The following is a 19,211-nucleotide window of genomic DNA, read 5'->3' on the forward strand; positions in this document are numbered from 1 at the left end:
TGCTGCGTGCCCTACGGCACACTACGCACTGGTTGCGTTGACGAACAAATTCTTTCCCATGCCCTCCCGACCTGCGAATTCAAACGTCCGGCAGCCGGACAAACGTGTGAGTGCGCACACGGCAGACGAACCGGCCGACGACCCTGGCAGCCGCACGCTGCGGCGCGGCCTGCAGGTGCTGGACGCCGTGCTGGCCCACGGCCGCGATGGTGCGCGTGTGGTGGACCTGTGCCGCGCCGCCGCGCTGGAGCGGGCCCCCGTGTACCGGCTGCTCGCCGCGCTGATGGAGAGCGGCTACGTGGCGCAGCGCGGGCGCTTTCGCTATGTGGCGGGCCCGCGCCTGGCCGCCCTGGCCGAGCCCCCGGGTCAGCCCAATCTGGCCGTGCGCCTAGCCCCCGTGCTGGAACGCGTGAGCCGCGCCTGTGGCGACGCCGCCTTTGCCATCGTGCGCGAAGGCCCCACCTCGCACTGCATTGCACGCCATGTGGGAACGCACCCGGTGCAGATCCTGGTGATCCAGGTGGGCACGCGCCAGCCGCTGGGCGTGGGCGCGGCGGGCCTGGCGCTGCTGGCGGCGCTGCCCGATGCCGAGATGCAGGCCTGCATCGCCGCCAACGCGCAGGAGCTACCGCGCTACGGCGGCATGACGCCCGAGCGCCTGCAGATCCTGGTGCGCGCCACGCGCGAGCGCGGCTGGTCGGTGGTGGGCAACCACGCCACGCAGGGCGTGCTGGCGGCCGGCATGGCCGTGCGCAACGCAGCGGGCGAACCGGTGGCGGCGATCAGCGTGGCATCGACCGTGGACCGCATGCCGCGCGAGCGCCAGCAGCTGATTGCACGCTGGATGCGCGAGGCGCTGGCGGCGTTGCTGCCGCATGGGGTTTGAGCGCTTGAAACTATCAAAATGATAGCTACTCAAGCATATTGCAATGGCGCTTCCTGCTGTTTTCACTCCAATGCTGGCGCCAAGCCGTCTTGTGCGACCATCGAGGGACCCCGAGGCCCCCGATGGAACTGAGACAACTGCGCTATTTCGTACGTGTGGTGGAGCAAGGCTCCATGAGCCGCGCTGCGCTGGACCTGGATGTGGTGCAGTCCGCGCTCAGCCAGCAGATCACGCGGCTGGAGAGCGAGCTGGCCACACGCCTGCTGCAGCGCACGCCGCGCGGCGTCACGCCCACCGAGGCAGGGCTGGCGTTCTTTCGCGAGGCGCAGCTCACCCTGCGCCATGCCGACCAGGCCGTGCGCGCGGCGCAGCAGGCGCGCCTTTCGGGCACCGTCACCGTGGGCCTGGCGCCCACCACCTCGGGCGTGCTGGGCCTGCCGCTGATGCAGGCCATGCGCACGCGCTACCCCGATGTGCGGCTGCACATGGTGGAGAGCATGTCGGGACACCTCACGGCCATGCTGCATGCGCGCGAGCTGGACCTGGCCGTGCTGTTCGACACCCGCCTGCACCAGGCGCAGCAGGCCACGGGCGCGCGCCGCTGGGACATGGCGCCGCTGCTGGAGGAAGACCTGTTCCTCATCTGTGCCCGTGACCGAGGGGAGGGTCCCGGCAACCCCCGTGGCCGGCAGCTGCCGGAAACCATCACCGTCGCCGAGCTGGTGCAGGAGCCGCTGATCCTGCCCACCGGCCCACACGGCCTGCGCAGCACCCTGGACACGGCCTTTGCCCGCGACCGCGTGGCACCACACGTGGTGCTGGAGGTGGACTCACTCGCCATGGTGATGGCCGCCGTGGACGCGGGCCTGGGCTCCACCGTGCAGCCCTGGGCCGCCATGGGCCGCTACCCGGATGCGGCCGAGCGTTTTCAGTGCGCACGCCTCACCGACGCGCCCGCGCGCCGCGTCAACCTGCTGTGTAGCCTGCCCGACGAAGAACTCTCGCCCGCCGCGCTGGCCGCGCGTGTGGTGCTGACGGACTGCGTGCGCGAATTGGTGACGAGCGGCCAGTGGTTTGGCACGACATGGATAGGCGGACAAGACACCAGCGCTTGAGCGGCCACCCCGCAGCCATCACGATCCGTGATACCCCCATGACCTGAACCCGCTGCACGGCGGGCCTGTGTCTCCCTACAGTCGCCATCACCCCGATGAACGACACGGCGACCGCGCCAGGAGACACCCCATGGGCCCCACACCCCCTTCTTCATTCCCCCGCACACAGCGCACCGCCTGGAGCCACCGGCCATGAGCGGCGATGCTGTGGCCGATGTTCTGGTCATCGGTGGCGGCAATGCCGCCTTGTGCGCGGCCCTGATGGCGCGCGAGGCGGGCGCCAGCGTGCTGCTGCTCGAATCCGCCCCGCGCGCCTGGCGCGGCGGCAACTCGGCCCACACGCGCAACCTGCGCTGCATGCACGACGCGCCGCAAGACGTGCTGGTCGATACCTACCCTGAGGAAGAGTTCTGGCAGGACCTGCTGAAGGTGACGGGCGGGCTGACCAACGAACACCTGGCGCGCCTTGTCATCCGCGAATCCGCCACCTGCCGCCCCTGGATGCGCCGCCACGGCGTGCACTTCCAACCCGCGCTCGCAGGCACGCTGCATGTGGCGCGCACCAATGCGTTCTTCATGGGCGGTGGCAAGGCGCTGGTCAATGCGTACTACCGCAGCGCCGAGCAGCTGGGCGTGCAGATTCGCTACGAAGCGCCCGTGGAGCGCATCGAGATGGACGGCAGCCGCTTCATCGCCGCGCACCTGGCGAACGGCGAGCGCATTGCCGCCAAGAGCTGCGTGCTGGCCGCAGGGGGGTTTGAATCGAACCGGGAGTGGCTGCGCGAGGCCTGGGGCCAGAACGAGCGCGGCGAGTGGCCTGCGGACAACTTCCTGATCCGCGGCACGGCCTACAACAAGGGCGTGCTGCTCAAGCACCTGCTCGATGACCACGGCGCCGACCGCATTGGCGACCCCACGCAGGCCCACATGGTGGCCATCGACGCGCGCGCGCCGCTGTACGACGGCGGCATCTGCACGCGCATTGACTGCGTGTCGCTGGGCGTCGTGGTCAACCGCGGGGGAGAGCGCTTCTACGACGAGGGCGAGGATTTCTGGCCCAAGCGCTATGCCATCTGGGGCCGCCTGGTGGCGCAGCAGCCGGGGCAGATTGGCTATTCGATCATCGACAGCAAGGCCATTGGCCGCTTCATGCCGCCCGTGTTCCCGGGCGTCAAGGCCGACACCCTGCCCGAGCTGGCGCAAAAGCTCGGCCTGCCCGTGGATACCTTCATGCGTACGCTGAACAGCTACAACGCCGCTTGCCGCATCGGCACGTTCGACCACACCACGCTGGACGACTGCCACACCGAAGGCATGGTGCCCGCCAAGACACACTGGGCCCGGCCCATCGACACCGGGCCGTTCTACGGCTACGCGCTCAAACCCGGTGTCACCTTCACCTACCTGGGCCTGCACACCGACGACACGACGGCCGTGCGCTTCAACAACCAGCCCAGCCCCAACCTGTTTGTGGCGGGCGAAATGATGGCCGGCAACGTGCTGGGCAAGGGCTACACGGCCGGGGTGGGCATGAGCATTGGCACCGCGTTTGGCCGCATTGCGGGCACACAAGCCGCTTTGGCATCCAAACAGGCTCTAGCGCTTGTCCATCAAACGCCAGTAGCTATAAAAACAGGAGTTAACCATGCAAGCGCTTGAAGCCCTGGCGCGCGACGCCCGGGCGCTGGCAAATGGCGAGATCGTGCTGTCTGCCCCCGAAACTGAGGTGGCGCGCCAGCTGCAGATCTGCAATGCCTGCCGCTACTGCGAAGGCTTTTGCGCCGTGTTCCCGGCCATGACACGGCGGCTGGAATTTGGCAAGGCCGATATCCATTTCATTGCCAACCTGTGCCACAACTGCGGCGCCTGCTTGCACGCCTGCCAGTACGCACCGCCGCACGAATTTGCGGTGAACATTCCTCAGGCCATGGCCCAGGTGCGCGGCCAGACCTATGCGGACTACGCCTGGCCGCCCGCGCTGGGCCAGCTGTACCAGCGCAACGGCCTCACGTTGGCCCTGGCGCTGGTGGCCGGGCTCACGCTGTTTCTGCTGCTGGCCGTGGTGCTGCATGGCCAGGGCATCGCCGCGCTGTGGCAGGCCCCGGTGGGCGGCTTCTACGGCATCTTCCCTCACAACCTGCTGGTGGGGCTGTTTGCGCCCGTGTTCCTGTTCGCCGTGCTGGCGCTGGGCCTGGGCGTGCGCCGCTTCTGGCGCGATATCACACCTGCCACCAGCGGCGCGCCGCTGAGCGCGCCCGCCACGGCCGAGGCCACCGATGCCGTGCTGCGCCTCAAGTACCTGGACGGCGGCCATGGCGACGGCTGCCACAACGAGGACGACGCCTACACCCTGTCGCGCAGGCGCATGCACCACCTCACGTTCTACGGTTTCATGCTGTGTTTTGCGGCCACCAGCGTGGCGACGCTGTACCACTACCTGCTGGCCTTGCCTGCACCGTACGACCTGCCCAGCCTGCCCAAGCTGCTGGGCGGGCTGGGTGGCATCAGCCTGGCGATTGGCACGGCCGGCCTGTGGCGGCTGAACCAACGCCGCCACCCGCAACACGGCGATGCCGCGCAAAAGCCCATGGACCGCGCCTTCATCGCCCTGCTGTTCCTCACCGCCACCAGTGGCCTGGCCTTGTGGGCCGCGCGTGGTACCGCAGGCCTGCCGCTGCTGCTGTGCCTGCACCTGGGCGCGGTGATGGCGCTGTTCGCCACCATGCCCTACGGCAAGTTTGCGCACGGCATCTTCCGCACTGCGTCGCTGCTGCGCCACGCGGTGGAAAAGCGCCAGCCCAACCCGATCGGACTTGGCGCCGACTGAGCACCTAGCCATCCCCACCCACAACACCAACAACCCACGATGAAGGAGACACCGATGAAAAAACGCACCCTGCTGCACACCCTTGCGCTTGCAACCGCCGCACTGGCCCTGGCGAGGCCCGGCCATGCCCAGGACTTTCCCCCCAAGAAACCCGTGACCCTGGTGGTGGGGTTTGCCGCCGGCGGGGCGGCCGATGCGGCCGCCCGCCTCATCGCCAAAAAGCTGGGCGAAAACATTGGCCAGTCGGTGGTGGTGGACAACAAGGGCGGTGCAGGCGGCAATATCGCGCACCAGTTTGTGGCCAACGCGGCTCCGGATGGCACGGTGCTGCTGTTCGGCTCCGTAGGGCCGCTGACCATCGCCCCTCACCTGATGAAACTGCCCTATGACCCCTTCAAGGACCTGGCGGCCATTTCAGGCGGCGTGAACTTCCCCAACGTGCTGGTCGTGCACAAGGCTGCAGGCGCAAAGACGCTGGCAGAGTTTGTGCAGCTGTCCAAGAAGAAGCCTGGCAGCGTTGACTTTGCCTCCACGGGCGCGGGCTCGGCATCGCACCTGGCGGGCGAGCTGTTCAACCAGCGGGCGGGCATCGACATGACCCACGTGCCCTACAAAGGTGGGGCACCCGCCTTGCAGGATTTGCTGGGCGAGCGCATCACCTCCTACTTTGCAGCCCCACCCACGGCCCTGCCGCACATCGAAACGGGCAGGCTGATCCCGCTGGCCACCACGGGTCTCACGCGGCCGGCCTATCTGCCCAATATCCCCACCGTGGCGGAATCGGGCTTTCCGGGCTTTGAGGCGCTCAACTGGTATGCGTTTGTGGCGCCGGGCAAAACACCGGTGACGCTGCTGGAGCGCTGGAACCAGGAGATCGTCAAGGTGCTGAACGACCCGGCCGTGAAGGACGCGCTGAACAAGCACGGCCTGACGCCCCAACCCACAACGCGCGCCGAACTCACAGCCTTCATGAAGAAGGAGTCGACCCAGTGGGCTGCCATCATCAAGGAGCGCAAGCTCACCGCGGATTGAGTCGGCCGGTGCTCTTCACCGATCTCATGCGGTGGCGGCGGGCGCATGCTTCGCCCGCACCAACCCCTCGCCCAGCAGCTGCGCCAACCACTGGCTGAGCGCGGCGGCATCGCCCGCCCACAGCCCTTGCTCCAGGAGCGCGGTGCACGCGTCGTGCACTGACAGTCCGACGTGCAGATGGCGCACCAGTGCGGCCTCGGTGGCATCCAGCGTTCGAAAGTGCGGCTGGAATCCCTTGCGCCACACCAGCAAGGCTGCGGGCGCGGGCAGCAACACGGCCTCGGGCACCTCGTCATCGGTATGGATAGCGTTCCACAGGGACACCACATTGGTGGTCACCGTGCGCAGCAAGGCGCTGGGATGCAGCATATCGGCGCGGGTGGTCCAGTCGCCAGAGGCCTGTGCGCTGTCCAAGTCGAGCACCGGCACATCTGCACCGTCAAACCGGGTACGCAGGTCCCAGTCGAGCTGGGCCAATTCATACAGTTCAGGGTTGTCGGGGTACTGCTGGCGCAGCGCATCCACCAGCCCCTCGCCGTAGCGGTTGAGGCTGCGCATGTGCGGCGGTTGGCCCACGGCATAGGCGCGCGCATGTGCGTCGAAGGTGTCCGAGCCCATGTAGAGGCAAGTCTTGGCATAGGTGTCGGCCAGCACATCGGCCAGCCGCGCGCGGTAGGCGTGGTGGTAGATGGGCATGCGGCCGGTGATCAGGTCGTCGGGCCGTTCGGGGGGCGGCGCATCGGCCAGCACGCATTCGGCAAAGTGGCGCTGCACCGCAGCCAACCCGGTCGGGTCCGCCGTGGGGGCCAGGGTGATGGAGGTGATCGCGACAGGCTCGGGTGGGGCCACATGCTCGGCGGCAACGCGCCGGGCGATGGCCATTTCACCCAGCAGCTCGGCCAGCGGCGGGATGTGGTCATCGCGCTCGATCATCGCGGGCACAGCGCCAAAACGCTGGCAGGCCTTGGCATAGAGGTCCCACACTGGCTGCGCCACCGGGTGGTCGTGCGTGTCGATGATGTGGTCGCCGTTGTCGCTGTGCCCAGCCAGGTGAATTTGCTGCACCCGGTGCGCGGGCAGGGCATGCAGATAGGTCAGTGGGTCGAATCCATGGTTCACGCTGCTCACGTAGATGTTGTTCACATCCACCAGCAACAGGCAGTCGGCCTCTTGCGCAATGTGGGCCAAAAACTGCCATTCGCTGGCGCTGTCGTATCGGTAGCGGATATAGCTCGACACGTTCTCCAGCACCAGCCTGCGTCCCAGCACATCCTGTGCGCGACGGATTTGCGCGATCACATGGCATGCAGATTCGTCGGTGTAGGGCAGCGGGTACAGGTCGTGCAACTGCTCGGGGCCAGGGCCCGTCCAGCACAGGTGGTCGGACACCCACAGCGGTTCAATGCGATCAGCCAGCGCCTTCACGCGTTGCAGATACGGCACATCCACGCCCTGCGACGCGCCGATGGACATCGCCACGCCATGCATGGCCACGGGGTAGTCGCGCCGGATGGCATCCAGCACCGCCAAAGGTTTTCCACCGTCGATGAGGTAGTTGTCGGTGATGATTTCCAGCCAGTCCAGTGGCTGCTTGCGCGCCAGGAAATCGGCGTAGTGCTGCGTGCGCAGCCCCAGGCCAAAGCCGGTGCCGCGCGTAGCGATGAGGTCATGTGCCATGGCGAAATCAAGGTATCAAAGTGCGGGCACTGGGCATGATCGCCGAGACTGGCACGCCCTGATGCCAGCACCGCCGCGCAAGGGCCGCCCCGCCGCGCTGGCGGTGTCCCCCTCCCGCGCAGCGAGAGAGGGGCTGAGAGGCGCGGCTCCAAGCCTGCCTGCGCAGGCTTGGACGTCCTCGAAGGGCTGCCCGCTCTGGGGGCCGCACGGAGCGGCAAAGCCGCTCAGGGGGAGTTTCACTGGATATCGCCGATGGTGCCCTTTTCCATCAGGCACTGAGCGGCTGTCTTGGCCTTGAAGCCGTGGCCCTTGCAAGCGTTCTGGCCCTTGCAGCTGTGCTCGGCCGTGGAGCAGTCGCTATTGCCCTTGCAGTCGTGCACGTTGTAGCAGTGCACCTTGTCGTTGGCGGCAATGGCGGCGCCTTTGGAGCCCTTGGGCGCGTCGGCTGCAAAGCTGGTGGATGCCAGTGCCAGCAGCGCGGCAGACAGGGCGAAAGATGCAGTGGTCTTGGTGTTCGTGGACAGCATGGCGGGTAACTCCGTAAGCGTTAAGGGATGAGTAATCAGGTGGTTAGATCGCGCTGCATCGTGCCGCGCTCTCTGCCTGGTAATTCGTCCCCCGCACGCTGCGGGTTACATGCAGTCCAAAAAAACTTTTTTGCGTGGTGCCTCGGCGCTATTGCGCAGAGGGTTCGGTCACCGAAATGTCGGTGTGCACCAGCGTCAGCGGAAACCGCTGGCCCGCCAGGTAGTCCTCCAGGCAGCGCAGCAGCAGGGGGCTGCGATGGCGCTCGGGGCAGGCGCGGATTTCATCGGCCGTGAGCCACAGCGTGCGCACGATGCCGGTATCCAGCGTGCGCCAGTCGTGGTGCGTGCCCAGCGAGCCCGCAAACGCAAAGCGCATGTAGGTGATGTCGTCGCCCGTGCGCGTCTTGGTGAAGCGGTTGAGGTACACGCCGATCAGCGCCGTGGGCTCGAAGTCGTGCGCGGTTTCTTCCAGCACCTCGCGCGCACAGGCCTGGATGGGCGATTCGCCCGGGTCCAGGTGGCCGGCGGGGTTGTTGAGCTTGAGGCCGTCGGTGGTCTCTTCCTCGACCAGCAGAAAGCGGCCATCGCGCTCGATGAGGGCGGCCACGGTGACGTTGGGTTTCCAGCGGTGGGGCATGGCGCGCATTATGACGAGGACAGGTGGCGCCGGGCCTACAGGTTGCGCGCCATGTAGACAGCGCCCTCGCCATAGCTGGCAAGGCGTTCCCGCTGCGCCACATCTGCCAACGGTTGCAGCACATAGCCATGGCGCTCCCAGTACACCTGCGAGCCTTGCACCGAAACCAGCGCGCTGTGCAGCAGGCCTTGCGATGCCGCCTGCGCCCACAGCGGCTGCAGCAGCGCGCGCGCCAGGCCTTGCCCTGCGCGGGCGGGCAACACCGCCATGTCGTGCAGGTACAGCGTGTCGGGCTGGGCCACCGCCTCAAAGTCGCCGTGCAGCGGGGTGACCTTGCCGCGCACGCTGCGGTATGCCGCCAGGTAGGCACACACCGAGCCGCCGCGCTCCAGCACCAGCGAGCAATTGGCCGGGCTGGCCAGGCGGCGCGCAAACACCTCGCCACTCTCCACAAATCCTTCGCCATAACAAGCCAGCTGCACGGCCAGCAGGTCGGCCAGATCGCTCAGCGCCAGCGGGCGCACCACCACAGACATGAGTGAGCTTGGTTCAATCAGTGCGGCAGCACGGGCGCCTGCACAAAGTCTTCGAGCGACAGGCCCTTTTCTTTCAACAACGCCTCCAGCACCGGTTGCAGGCGGCCCAGGCTTTCCTGCACGGCCTCGCGCACCGTGTCCACCACCACCTGTGTGCTGCGCTCGATCTCGATGTTCAGGCGGTCGCCTACCTGCTTGGCTTCAAACACGGTGGCGCGGCGGGTCTCGGGGATCATCCAGATCTCGAACCAGCCCTCTTGCCGGTTCACCTCGGCCACCGTGAGGCTGGCGCCGTGGATGGCGATGTAGCCCTTGGCAAAGATGTAGCGGCGAAACGCCTCCGGCACGGCCACGCGCCACACCAGGTTGTTGTCGAACTCGCGCCGCTCGATGAGCGTGCCGGTGAAGTCCACATGGCCCGACAGCGGGTGGCCGCCGATCTCGGCACCGTCCTTGGCAGCGCGCTCCACGTTCACGCGGTCGCCCTGGCCGTAGCTGCCCAGCGTGGTGATGTTCAGGCTCTGCAGCATCACGTCGAAGTTGGCTTGCGTGGGCGACAGGATCTCGGTGACCGTGAGGCACACGCCGTCGGTGGCCACGCTGGCACCGATGGCGAGGTCCTGGCAGAAGCCCTCAGGAAAATCGAGAGTGAAGGTGCGCAGGCCTGCGCGGTCTTGGATGGCGGCAATGCCTGCCGTGGCTTGGACGATGCCTGTGAACATGGTGGCGCGGCTTGTGGAGCGTTGGGAGGGGAACCGGGAATTTTGCCACCCGGCCCCCACCGCGCGCTGGCGCCGGGTTACTTCGCTCGCAGCAACTCGCCCACTTCCAGCAGCACCAGCTCGTTGTCATCCGCCTTGTTGGGGTCGCGGCTGCTGCTGAAGGGCAAGTTGTTGTCGTTGCCCACCACGATGTGCGTGCTGTCCACAATGTCCACGTTCTCGATGGTGAAGAACGGGAAGGTGAGCACGCCGTTGTTCAGCGACTTCTTGGCCAGACGCTGCGGGTCCTGGATGTTCATGAGGTCGATGTAGCCCACCTTGCGGATCTCTCCGCCCACGTTGGCATCGCTCATCTCGACCTTGTAGACACGCTTGAACTTGGCCAGGTCGTGGAAGCAGTCCGTGCGCTTTTGGTCTGCGGGGCAGGCCTTGTCGGTCGTGCCTTCGCCGTTGTCGCGTTCGATGATCAGGCCCGTGGTGTTGTCGATCATGTTGAAGTCGCCAATCGCGTGGTGGTTGGCTTCCATCACGTACTTCCAGTGGCGGCCGGTCCATTGCTCGGTCTTCACGTCGAACTCCAGCACGCGCAGATACTGCTTGCCGCCCACGTTTTCATACGCCTTGGCATCGTCGTTCCACAGCGCGCCTTCGAGCAGGGCGTAGAGCTTGCTGCCGTCCTGGCTGGCGGCCATGCCTTCGTAGCCCTTGGAGCGCTTGACCACAAACGCAGTGGGCTTGGCATCAGGCGCGCCGGGCATGAGCACGCCGGGCGCATCGGGCGAGCGCACGGTCTTGCCGTCCACCTGGGTCTCGAAAACGCCGAGCACCTTGCCATTCAGGTCGGCCTTGATAAGGAAAGGGCCGAACTCATCGCCAATCCACAGCGCGCCACCGGCGAACTGGAAGCTCTCGGGGTCGAAGTCGGCACCGGTCAGGTAGCGCTTGTCGGTGCCTTCGTGGGTGATGCGAAACGGGATCTTCTTGTCCGGGTCGTGCAGGAAGATGGTCTTGAGGCGATTGAACTGGCCGCTTTTGAAGTCCACGGTGTAGTGGCTCAGGTGCAGCATGAAGTCGGGCGAGTTGGCCTTGGAGCCGGCACCGTTGTCGGTCAGGATCCAGAACGATCCGTCAGCCATGCGCTTGATGCCCGAGTGGCCCTGGATGGGCTGCCCCTGGAACGGCAGCGACACGCCGGTGTCGCGGCCGCCCGACTGGCCCATCACGCTGCCCACGGCGTCCACCCGGCGGGGTGTGGTGAACTTGCCCGCCACCTGCAGGTCGTGTGGCGCGTCCTTGGGGGCGGCAATCATCGTCAGGGCGGGCAGCACCGCGTGGCCGGTCAGCGTGGCGGGGTAGGCCTGCTGGGCCAGGGCTGCAGAAGAGGCGGCGCACAGCAGGGCTGCACTGGCGGCGATGAAGGAAAGTTGGGACATGTTCATGGGGAATAAAGCCAAAACCCGCACGATGCCGCGCCCTTGTGACGCCACCATGAAAGGCAGGCACCAGGATATGCCCTGGCATGCAGCCGATGGACACGGACCTTTTGCCAGGTTCGAGAGTCACACGCGCCTTGCGCTCCCCCACCATTCCCCACCCACAACGCTGGACAGCCCCTATTCCCCATGGACACCCTTTCTGCATTGCAATCCCTCGGACTGGAACTGCCCAGCCCCGCCTACATCGCGGGCGCCATCGTGTTTGGCCTGATCGGCATGGCGGCTTTCTGGCACGGCAAAAGAGCGCAGCAGCCACGCACCCGCTGGTGGGGCGTGGCGCTCATGTTCTACCCCTACGCGGTTTCGCGGACCTGGATGCTGTTTGCGGTGGGCGTGGCGCTGTGCGCGGGTCTGTGGCTGGACATGCGGCGCGGCTGAAACGCAGGCGAGGGCAGCGCGCAAAAAGCTATGATTTTCATAGCTTTTTGTGCTTGATGGATAAGCGACAGGGCCATTTTTAGTGCATATTGCCGGCGCATCACACCAGCCGCTGCAATGCCTGGCGCCGCCATACCCCGTGGAAGTACAGCCCCTGCAGCACCAGGGCGCACAGGTACGTGGCGGGGTAGGCCACCCAGGTGGCCACCAACCCAAACTGGCGCCCCAGCAGCCAGCCCAGCGGCACGATGAGGCAGGCCAGGCACCCCAGTGAAATGAGCGTGGGTGCCAGCACCGTGCCGCTGGCACGCATCACGCCGGAATACACGCTGGCCCATCCAAAAAACACCGCGCCCCACACCGTGATGGGCAGCACGCGTGCGGCGATGTCGATCACGCGGGCGTCGGCCACAAACAGGCCCACCACCCAGGGCGCAGCGCCAAACATCAGCAGGGCCAGGCCGCCGGTGAGGAGCAGGTTCATGCGCATGCCGGTGCGCGTGACGGCCGCCAACTGCTGCCCGTGGCCCGCACCAATGGCCTGCGCCGCAAACACCGACGACGCAATGGCCACGGCCATCGCCGGGAACAGCACATACGACATCACCTGGCTGACTGCCCCCCACGCCGCCGTGGCTGCCGAGCCGTGCGCGTTGACCAGGCTGAGCAGGCCCAGGTCGGCCAGCGAGCCGGTGATGAAGAACAGGCCCGTGGGCACGCCCAGCCGCACCAGGGTGCGCAGCAAGGCAGCGTCCAGCCGCAGATGCGCGGCCAGCGCCCGCGTGGGGGCCAGCACATGGGCGCGGCGCCGCAGGTGCCAGGCCGTGTAGCCCAGCGAGCACAGCGTGGCCAGCAGCAGCGCGGCCACGCCACCCAGGATGCCCAGCGCAGGCAGCCCGAGGGCAGGCACGCCCCGGATGAACAGCGGCGCGCACACCAGCGTGACCGACAGCGACACCACCAGCGCGCGCAGCGGCGTGACGGTGTCGCCCGTGCCACGCAGCAGCGCCGCCGTGAGCATGGAGGTGAACAGCACGGGGAACAGCACCATCATCCCCCGCGCATAGGCCACCGCCTGGGGCAGCACGTCGGCCGGCGTGCCCAGCAGCAGCATCAGAGGCCGCACGGCCAACAGCCCCAGGGCGGCCAGCACCAGGCCCAGCAGCACCCCGGCGCACAGCGTGGTGCCCGCCACGGCATGCAGCCGCGCGTGGTTGCGCGCGCCAAAGGCCTGGCCCACCAGGATGGACGCCCCATTGCCCAGCCCGAAGATGAAGGCACTGAGCAGCAGGAACAGCGGCATGAACGAGGCCACCGCCGCCAGCGAGCCCGCACCCAGCAGCCGCCCCACGTAGATGTGGTTCACCGTGCCGGTGAGCGCCTGCAGGATGTTGGTGAGCACCAAGGGGCCCAGGAACACGAGAAAGCGCCGGTCGAGCGAAGGCAGCGGGCTACCGGGGTGGGCCTTGTCCGTCATGGTGCTGCGCCCTCCATGAGCCTGGGGGTCTGGGTGCTGTGGATGCACACCCGCGTGCCCACGGCCACCCGGTCAAACAGGTCGATCACATCGGCGTTGGTCATGCGCACGCAGCCGTGCGACCGCGGCACGCCCATGGGGCAGTCGTCCGGGCAGCCGTGGAAGTAGATGTAGCGGCGCAGCGTGTCCACCGCGCCGCCCCGGTTCACGCCAGGCTCGCAGCCCGTCAGCCACAGGATGCGGCTCAGGATCCAGTCGCGCCCTGGGTGCTCAGCGGCCAGCGCGGGTGAATAGATCTCGCCTGTGGCACGGCGCCCCACAAACACCGTGCCCGGCGCACAGCCCGCGCCCACCTTGGCGCGCACGCGGTGCAGACCGCGGGGAGTGCAGCCGCTGCCGTTGTGTTCGCCCACGCCATTCAGGGCGGTGGATACCGGGTAGGTGCGCAGAGTGGCCCCGTCCAGCATCAGGTGGAGCTGCTGCAGCGCCACGTCGATGTGCACTTCGGGGCCGGCCATCGGCATTCAGCCCGCCGCCACCAGCCCGGCACCGTGCCCGCGCGTGAAGGCCTCTTCAAACACCGAATAGCCCGACCAGTCGCTGTGCGCAAACGCGAGCCGCGCCGTGGTGGGGGTGGGAATCCAGGGCGATTGCTCACCATTTGATAGCTGCTTGCGCTTACCTGATAAGCGCTGGAGGCCAATTTGGCTTAAAAAGCCCTGCATGCCAGGTACCGGGATGGCCATGGCGTGGCCGTAGCGGGTGATGTCCACGCGTGTGGCGCGCTGGCGCAGGTCGGGGTGGGGCACGGCCAGGGTGGCCAGCGCGGCCTCAGCCCATGGTTGCCAGGGCTGGGTGGCCAGCTGCTGGCGGCCGCCCTGCACATCGCCCAGCGCCTGGTAGTAGGTGAGCACGGTGGGCCCGGCCAGCGCGGCCCCTGTGTCCAGCCGCTGGTGCCCGGCGTTCACGTAGCCCAGGCCGCCGGCGGTGGGGTCGGCGTAGAGCACGTTGTCCCACGCGGGGGCAGCGCCGGGGCGGTCGGTGAGCGGGCTGTCGATGTGGATGTTGGCCACCAGCCAGGGGGCCGACTGCAGGCGCTGCGCAGCGCCGGTCAAAAAAGCGGGCGGGTTGTGCACCACCCGCGCCGCCACGAACACGGGCAGCGCCACGACGCAGCGCGGCGCCTGCCAGCGCTCCACGCTGTCAGTGGCATGGTTGAAGGCGTCCACCTCCACGCCGTGGCGGGTTTCGGCAATGCGCAGCACGCTGGTGGCGGTGCGCAGCTGGCCGCCCCCATTCACAGTGTTGGCAAGCGGCTCGGCCAGGCGCTGGGTGATCCAGCCGTTGCCTTCAGGCCAGGTGAGCACGCTTTCGCGCGCCTCATCCACCGCCTCGCCCGGCGCGTGAAAACCGTGGCGGCTGGCAAAGTAGTGGATGCCCGCCCAGGCCGACACGCGCGCCACGCCCGCGCCGTAGTCGTCGCGGCAGCAGTAGTTCAGGTACCAGAGCAGGTGCTCGTCATCCAGGCCCTCTTGCGCCAGCCAAACACTGAAAGTCATGGCATCCAGCGCTTGATGGGCGGGCGCTAGCGGCTTTTTTGGCCCCAACAGCTTGAGCGCAGGCATGGCAAATCGCGCGGCCTTCGCCTCTCGCTCCACTGCCTGTGCAAAGCGGCGGTATTGGGCCAGCGTGGCTTCGCTAACACCGTGCACGGGCAGCAGGCCTTCTTGCCACTCGCCGTCAAAAAACAGGCGCTCCTGCGGGCTGTGGCACAGGTGGCGTTCGTCGTACTGCCAGCGGCCAGCCACGCGGCGGCGCAGGCCCAGCTCTTCCAGCAGATCCTGCACCTCGCGCGCATCGTCGCCGGGCACGGGCAGGTAGTGCGCGCCCAGCGGGCAGGCAATGCCGCTCACGGCCCCGCCCCGGCTGTTGCCGCCAGCACTGTCTTCCAGCTCCAGCAGCGCAAAGTCCTCCACCCCCGCCAGCCGCAGCGACCGCGCCGCAGCGAGCCCCGCCACGCCACCGCCCGCGATGATGACCTGCGCACGGCGGACTACGCTGGGAGCGGGCAGGGTGCCGGTCTTGAGCAGGTCGCGCAGCTGGTGGCCCCGTGCCATGTCGATGCCGGTGAAGCCGCCTTCCAGCGCGCGTGGTGCACGGTCGCAACCCGGCAGCAGCATGCCCGTGGCGGCCGAGGCTGCAGCGGTGGCAAGGAAGTGGCGGCGTTGCATGGGAGGCTGATTCTGATTCAGCGTTGAAGGGCGCAGCGCTCGCAACCGGCACGCTCCGATGCCAGCGCACCCGTGGAACTGGCTCTGCCAGGCCACCGGGTGCGTCCCCCTCCGGGGGAAGCGGCGCAGCCGCTCAGGGGGGGCATCAGTGTTTTCCCCACTCGCGTTCGTACGTGTGCACCAGCGCCTGGTTCGATAGCCGGTTCACCTCGGCAGGCACGCGCGCCATGTCGAGCGGAAAGTCGAACAACAGCGGCAGCGTGTCGGCACCCAAGAACCGCAAATCGGCTGGCAGTGCCTCCGGCAGGCGCCAGGGCCTGCGGCTGGCGATGATGAAACCCCATTCTCCAAAGCTGGGCACGTGCGCGTGGTACGGCGCCGTTTGCAGGCCGATGGATTCGATGGTCTGCGCCACCGTCCAGTAGCTTTTGCGCGCCACCAGCGGGGAGGTGGTCTGCACCACCGCGTAGCCGCTGGCGGCCAGGCGCTTGTCCAGCAGCGCGTAAAAGCTGTTGGTGTAAAGCTTGCCGATGGAGAAATTGGTAGGGTCGGGAAAGTCCACCACGATGACATCAAACGTGTCCGATCCATCCTGCAGCCAGCCAAATGCATCGGTGTTGACGATCTTCACCTTGGGGTTCTGCAGCGCGTGGCCGTTGAGCTGCGCGAGGCGTGGGTTCTCGCTGAAGATCTTCGTCATGGCCGGGTCCAGCTCCACCAGCGTCACGGATTCCACCGAGGGGTACTTGAGGATCTCGCGCACGGCCATGCCGTCGCCGCCGCCCAGCACCGCCACCTTCTTGGGCGCGCCGTGGGCGGCCATGGCGGGGTGCACCAGGGCCTCGTGGTAGCGGTACTCGTCGGCCTGCGCAAACTGCAGGTTGCCGTTGAGGTACAGCCGGTGGCCCGCGCGCCCCTGCGTGACCACAATGCGCTGGTAGGGCGACGCAGTGCTGAAGACGATGCGGTCCTGGTAGAACTTGTCTTCGGCCACGCTGGTGATCTGCTCGGCCCCCGCCAGCGCGGCCAGCAAGATGCCCAGCACCATCACGCAGGCTGCCAGGTGCGCCTTCAGGCGCCGCAACTCGTGCCGAAACAGCCACACCGCCCACAGCGCCACGGCCGCATTCATCACGCCAAACAGCAGCCCCGTGCGGATAAGCCCCAGGTGCGGCACCAAGAGCAGCGGAAACGCCATCGACACCGCCAGCGCGCCCAGGTAGTCAAACGTGAGCACCTGCGAGACCAGGTCCTTGAGCGCCACGTTGCGCTTCAAGATGCGCATCACCAGGGGAATCTCCAGCCCCACCAGCGTGCCCACCATCAACACCATGCCGTACAGCAGAAACCGGAAAGCTCCAGGCGTGTACGCATTGGCCAGGAACAGCGTGGCTGGCAAGGCTCCGCCAATGAGCGCCACCAGCAATTCGATGCGCAAGAAGTGCGCGGGCAGTTGCCGCTCGAAGTACCGCGACAGCCACGAGCCCACGCCCATGGCAAACAGGTAGGTGCCGATGATTGTGGAAAACTGCAGCACCGAATCGCCCAGCACATACGACGCCAGCGCGCCCGCAGCCAGCTCGTACAGCAGGCCGCAGGCGGCCACCACGAACACGCTGATGAGCAGGGCGATTTCGATGGGGCGGGGGCCGGCGGTGGCGCCCGGGGCCTCGGACGGCGAGGCAGGAGAAGTCAGGTCGGATTGCAAGGCAGGTACCGGCGCGCCGCAAGGGCGCGCGCCGTTTCAGGCAAGGTGCGTCAGTGAATGGCCGCCGCCACGATGATGCTGATCCCCAGGCACATCGCCGCCACCACTAGGGCCAGGGCCTGGTTCTGCTTTTCGACGATTTCGCGCCACAGGTCGTAAGGCGTGATCTTGTCCACGATGACAAAACACAGCCAGAAAATGACCACGCCAATCAGCGCGTACAGCATGGACCCGAGGAAGGCTGCGGGCCGGAGCCATTCGATTCCCATCATGGTGTGAACTCCTTGAAACGGTGGTATGTAGGTGGTGGTGGGGTGGTGAAGACGGGGCTCATGGATCTGTCTGCAGGCAGGCGCCTTGGAGCGCCCGCCTACTTGTGGCTTCCGCCGGACGAGTATCCGCCGAACGAGCCGCCCGAGCTGCGGTAGCCGCTGCCCGACGACCCCGAACAATTGCTCAGGATGATCAGCAGGATGATGATGATGATCGCAATCAGGATGATGGTGCCGCAGCCCAGGCCCGACTTGGCGGTGAAGGGGCCGGGGTCGTCGCGCTGCAGTACATCGGCCTTGTCTTCGAGCTTGAAGGCCTTGGCCACGGTGTCGCTGGCCAGCTTGTCACCGGCGGACCAGGTCACTTCATTGGGCGTTTGCTCCAGCGACAGCAGGCCCTTGGCGCTTGCAAAGTCGCGGTTGCTGGTTTTCTGGCCCCGCGTGACCTGCCAGTAGAACTCGCCCAGCACGTAGGTCGTTTCGGCCTCGTAGGTGTACTTGAGCTCGTACTTGGTGCCCATGTACGTGGCGCTGCGGCCGTTGGAAGAGAGCTGCGGCGCGCCGGTGGTGGGGCGCACCATGCTCCAGCCTTCTTCGGAATCGACCAAAAAGGCAAAGCCGCGCTTCTGGTTGTAGAGCAGGTATTCGCTCCAGCCGAAGTGTTCATCGTCGCCGGGCTCCACGCCCATGCGGTGCTGAAATCCCACCACCTGCCAGTGCACGCCCTGGAGCTGGCCTTTGCTGCCCAGCGGAATGATGGGCTGCACGGGCTCGTCCTGCTCGGCCGAGCGCAGCTCGCCGCCCACGCCGCTGCTCAGGTCGATGACGCTGGCGCACGAGCCGCAGGTGATGCTTTTGGTGCCCGCCAGCTTGACCTGCACGGGTGCGCCGCAGTGGGGGCAGTTGAACTGGCGGCCTTTTTCGTCTTTGGCCGATTCGTCTTTGAGGCCCTGGAGCTGCAGGTCTTCGAGCAGCACGGACTTGCCGCGCTCAACATTGGGCGGGGTGTGGCCGTAGTCGATGCTGACCACTTCGCCTTCGGCACTGCGCAGCTCGACCATGCCAAAGGGCTGGCCCAGCGGCGGGAGTTTGGGCAGCTCGCCCTGGGCCGATATCAGCTGTGCCTGGCCGGTGTAGGCCACGCTGTAGGGCTTGCCGTTGATGGCGGTGGTGGTGCCGATGCGAAAGCGCTCGGGCGCGGGCATTTCGCGGCCGGGGTCGATGGGGCGGGTGAAGACGTAGGCACCGTTGTCCTCGCCCAGCGTGGCCAGGGTGCCGTCGTTGAGGAAGGCGGTCCATTCGGTCCAGACCCCCGCGTCGCCTTTGTATTGCAGGCGGCCGATGAGGGTAAAGGGCACATCCTTGCCGTCGAGCTGGATGCGCCCGCTGGCCATGAGCTGCAGCGGGCTGTGGTCGTCGAACAGCTCGGCCATCTTGCCCAGGCGCGTGAGCACGTCGCCGCTGCGCACGACGGTGCTCTGGCAGTAGCCGCAGACGGCGTGGGTGGACTGCGCGCTGCGGAATTCAACCGGCGCGCCGCAGCCCGGGCAGGGCGCGCGGTAGTAACGCTGTGTGGGGTCGGTGGCCATCGTGGGGCTGCTGCCTGCGCCGCGCTACACGGCTTTGAGGCCTTTTTGGCCTCTAGCGCTTATCCCTCCAGCGCAAACAGCTATATTTATGATAGCAACCG

The 19,211-nt window shown here is 67.0% G+C and carries 18 protein-coding genes; 6 read left to right on the forward strand and 12 right to left on the reverse strand.

What is annotated here, in order from left to right:
* Window positions 1-58 precede the first annotated feature (58 nt).
* The 5 genes from EXV95_RS15850 to EXV95_RS15870 all read left to right on the forward strand — a co-directional run bounded on the left by EXV95_RS15850 (window position 59) and on the right by EXV95_RS15870 (window position 5,860).
* Window positions 59-886 carry an IclR family transcriptional regulator gene (locus tag EXV95_RS15850; RefSeq protein ID WP_176887570.1) on the forward strand — a complete coding sequence of 276 codons (828 nt, stop codon included), beginning with the start codon at window positions 59-61 and terminating at the stop codon, window positions 884-886.
* A 122-nt stretch (window positions 887-1,008) separates the two neighbouring features.
* Window positions 1,009-2,001: a LysR substrate-binding domain-containing protein gene (locus tag EXV95_RS15855; protein WP_176887571.1), complete on the forward strand. Its 993-nt coding sequence runs from the start codon at window positions 1,009-1,011 to the stop codon at window positions 1,999-2,001.
* 192 nt (window positions 2,002-2,193) lie between these two features.
* Window positions 2,194-3,660, forward strand: coding sequence for an FAD-dependent tricarballylate dehydrogenase TcuA (gene tcuA / locus EXV95_RS15860; RefSeq protein ID WP_176887572.1), 1,467 nt, complete (start codon window positions 2,194-2,196; stop codon window positions 3,658-3,660).
* Window positions 3,647-4,828 (forward strand): tricarballylate utilization 4Fe-4S protein TcuB, encoded by a 1,182-nt coding sequence (tcuB, locus tag EXV95_RS15865; RefSeq protein WP_176887573.1) that lies wholly within the window; start codon window positions 3,647-3,649, stop codon window positions 4,826-4,828. The genes tcuA and tcuB overlap by 14 nt, the downstream gene beginning before the upstream one ends.
* 54 nt (window positions 4,829-4,882) lie before the next feature.
* Window positions 4,883-5,860: a tripartite tricarboxylate transporter substrate binding protein gene (locus tag EXV95_RS15870; RefSeq protein ID WP_176887574.1), complete on the forward strand. Its 978-nt coding sequence runs from the start codon at window positions 4,883-4,885 to the stop codon at window positions 5,858-5,860.
* Window positions 5,861-5,884: 24 nt separating this feature from the next.
* On the opposite strand, the gene EXV95_RS25170 is transcribed toward EXV95_RS15870, so the two are convergent.
* The 6 genes from EXV95_RS25170 to EXV95_RS15900 form a co-directional block, all read right to left on the reverse strand.
* Window positions 5,885-7,537 carry a DUF692 family multinuclear iron-containing protein gene (locus tag EXV95_RS25170; protein WP_176887575.1) on the reverse strand — a complete coding sequence of 551 codons (1,653 nt, stop codon included), beginning with the start codon at window positions 7,535-7,537 and terminating at the stop codon, window positions 5,885-5,887.
* Window positions 7,538-7,773: 236 nt separating this feature from the next.
* Window positions 7,774-8,064, reverse strand: coding sequence for a hypothetical protein (locus EXV95_RS15880; RefSeq protein ID WP_176887576.1), 291 nt, complete (start codon window positions 8,062-8,064; stop codon window positions 7,774-7,776).
* Window positions 8,065-8,212: 148 nt separating this feature from the next.
* Window positions 8,213-8,701, reverse strand: coding sequence for an NUDIX hydrolase (locus EXV95_RS15885; RefSeq protein WP_121422951.1), 489 nt, complete (start codon window positions 8,699-8,701; stop codon window positions 8,213-8,215).
* A gap of 35 nt (window positions 8,702-8,736) precedes the next feature.
* Complete coding sequence (locus EXV95_RS15890; protein WP_176887577.1) at window positions 8,737-9,237, reverse strand: GNAT family N-acetyltransferase; 501 nt, start codon at window positions 9,235-9,237, stop codon at window positions 8,737-8,739.
* A 17-nt stretch (window positions 9,238-9,254) separates the two neighbouring features.
* Window positions 9,255-9,959: a riboflavin synthase subunit alpha gene (locus EXV95_RS15895; protein WP_176887578.1), complete on the reverse strand. Its 705-nt coding sequence runs from the start codon at window positions 9,957-9,959 to the stop codon at window positions 9,255-9,257.
* Window positions 9,960-10,036: 77 nt separating this feature from the next.
* Complete coding sequence (locus EXV95_RS15900; RefSeq protein ID WP_176887579.1) at window positions 10,037-11,392, reverse strand: esterase-like activity of phytase family protein; 1,356 nt, start codon at window positions 11,390-11,392, stop codon at window positions 10,037-10,039.
* Window positions 11,393-11,581: 189 nt separating this feature from the next.
* Here EXV95_RS15900 and EXV95_RS15905 point away from each other — a divergent pair, with 189 nt between their 5' ends.
* Window positions 11,582-11,833: a hypothetical protein gene (locus EXV95_RS15905; RefSeq protein WP_121421666.1), complete on the forward strand. Its 252-nt coding sequence runs from the start codon at window positions 11,582-11,584 to the stop codon at window positions 11,831-11,833.
* A gap of 100 nt (window positions 11,834-11,933) precedes the next feature.
* Here the strand turns inward: EXV95_RS15905 and EXV95_RS15910 are convergent, their stop codons facing one another.
* The 6 genes from EXV95_RS15910 to EXV95_RS15935 form a co-directional block, all read right to left on the reverse strand.
* A complete protein-coding gene (locus EXV95_RS15910) occupies window positions 11,934-13,310 on the reverse strand; it encodes an MATE family efflux transporter (RefSeq protein ID WP_176887580.1) in 1,377 nt (458 codons plus the stop codon).
* Entirely contained in the window at window positions 13,307-13,828 is a 522-nt protein-coding gene (locus EXV95_RS15915) for a L,D-transpeptidase (RefSeq protein ID WP_255484757.1), read from the reverse strand. The genes EXV95_RS15910 and EXV95_RS15915 overlap by 4 nt, the downstream gene beginning before the upstream one ends.
* A 6-nt stretch (window positions 13,829-13,834) precedes the next feature.
* Window positions 13,835-15,541: an NAD(P)-binding protein gene (locus tag EXV95_RS15920; RefSeq protein WP_176887582.1), complete on the reverse strand. Its 1,707-nt coding sequence runs from the start codon at window positions 15,539-15,541 to the stop codon at window positions 13,835-13,837.
* Between the two features lie 145 nt (window positions 15,542-15,686).
* Complete coding sequence (locus EXV95_RS15925; protein ID WP_176887583.1) at window positions 15,687-17,249, reverse strand: polyamine aminopropyltransferase; 1,563 nt, start codon at window positions 17,247-17,249, stop codon at window positions 15,687-15,689.
* 50 nt (window positions 17,250-17,299) lie between these two features.
* Complete coding sequence (locus EXV95_RS15930; RefSeq protein ID WP_176887584.1) at window positions 17,300-17,521, reverse strand: DUF350 domain-containing protein; 222 nt, start codon at window positions 17,519-17,521, stop codon at window positions 17,300-17,302.
* A gap of 98 nt (window positions 17,522-17,619) precedes the next feature.
* Window positions 17,620-19,110 carry a DUF4178 domain-containing protein gene (locus EXV95_RS15935; RefSeq protein WP_176887585.1) on the reverse strand — a complete coding sequence of 497 codons (1,491 nt, stop codon included), beginning with the start codon at window positions 19,108-19,110 and terminating at the stop codon, window positions 17,620-17,622.
* Window positions 19,111-19,211: the final 101 nt, after the last annotated feature.

The sequence above is a fragment of the Acidovorax sp. JMULE5 genome (assembly GCF_013376875.1).
GTDB classification, from domain to species: domain Bacteria; phylum Pseudomonadota; class Gammaproteobacteria; order Burkholderiales; family Burkholderiaceae_C; genus Acidovorax; species Acidovorax facilis.

Excerpts from the sequence above, each read along its gene's own strand:
- EXV95_RS15885 (WP_121422951.1), bottom strand. The coding sequence starts at position 8,701 with ATGCCCCACCGCTGGAAACCCAACGTCACCGTGGCCGCCCTCATCGAG.
- EXV95_RS15935 (WP_176887585.1), bottom strand. The coding sequence starts at position 19,110 with ATGGCCACCGACCCCACACAGCGTTACTACCGCGCGCCCTGCCCGGGC.
- EXV95_RS15890 (WP_176887577.1), bottom strand. The coding sequence starts at position 9,237 with ATGTCTGTGGTGGTGCGCCCGCTGGCGCTGAGCGATCTGGCCGACCTG.
- tcuA (WP_176887572.1), top strand. The coding sequence starts at position 2,194 with ATGAGCGGCGATGCTGTGGCCGATGTTCTGGTCATCGGTGGCGGCAAT.
- EXV95_RS15855 (WP_176887571.1), top strand. The coding sequence starts at position 1,009 with ATGGAACTGAGACAACTGCGCTATTTCGTACGTGTGGTGGAGCAAGGC.
- EXV95_RS25170 (WP_176887575.1), bottom strand. The coding sequence starts at position 7,537 with ATGGCACATGACCTCATCGCTACGCGCGGCACCGGCTTTGGCCTGGGG.
- EXV95_RS15870 (WP_176887574.1), top strand. The coding sequence starts at position 4,883 with ATGAAAAAACGCACCCTGCTGCACACCCTTGCGCTTGCAACCGCCGCA.
- EXV95_RS15905 (WP_121421666.1), top strand. The coding sequence starts at position 11,582 with ATGGACACCCTTTCTGCATTGCAATCCCTCGGACTGGAACTGCCCAGC.
- tcuB (WP_176887573.1), top strand. The coding sequence starts at position 3,647 with ATGCAAGCGCTTGAAGCCCTGGCGCGCGACGCCCGGGCGCTGGCAAAT.
- EXV95_RS15910 (WP_176887580.1), bottom strand. The coding sequence starts at position 13,310 with ATGACGGACAAGGCCCACCCCGGTAGCCCGCTGCCTTCGCTCGACCGG.
- EXV95_RS15850 (WP_176887570.1), top strand. The coding sequence starts at position 59 with ATGCCCTCCCGACCTGCGAATTCAAACGTCCGGCAGCCGGACAAACGT.
- EXV95_RS15900 (WP_176887579.1), bottom strand. The coding sequence starts at position 11,392 with ATGTCCCAACTTTCCTTCATCGCCGCCAGTGCAGCCCTGCTGTGCGCC.
- EXV95_RS15895 (WP_176887578.1), bottom strand. The coding sequence starts at position 9,959 with ATGTTCACAGGCATCGTCCAAGCCACGGCAGGCATTGCCGCCATCCAA.
- EXV95_RS15915 (WP_255484757.1), bottom strand. The coding sequence starts at position 13,828 with ATGGCCGGCCCCGAAGTGCACATCGACGTGGCGCTGCAGCAGCTCCAC.
- EXV95_RS15930 (WP_176887584.1), bottom strand. The coding sequence starts at position 17,521 with ATGATGGGAATCGAATGGCTCCGGCCCGCAGCCTTCCTCGGGTCCATG.
- EXV95_RS15880 (WP_176887576.1), bottom strand. The coding sequence starts at position 8,064 with ATGCTGTCCACGAACACCAAGACCACTGCATCTTTCGCCCTGTCTGCC.
- EXV95_RS15920 (WP_176887582.1), bottom strand. The coding sequence starts at position 15,541 with ATGCAACGCCGCCACTTCCTTGCCACCGCTGCAGCCTCGGCCGCCACG.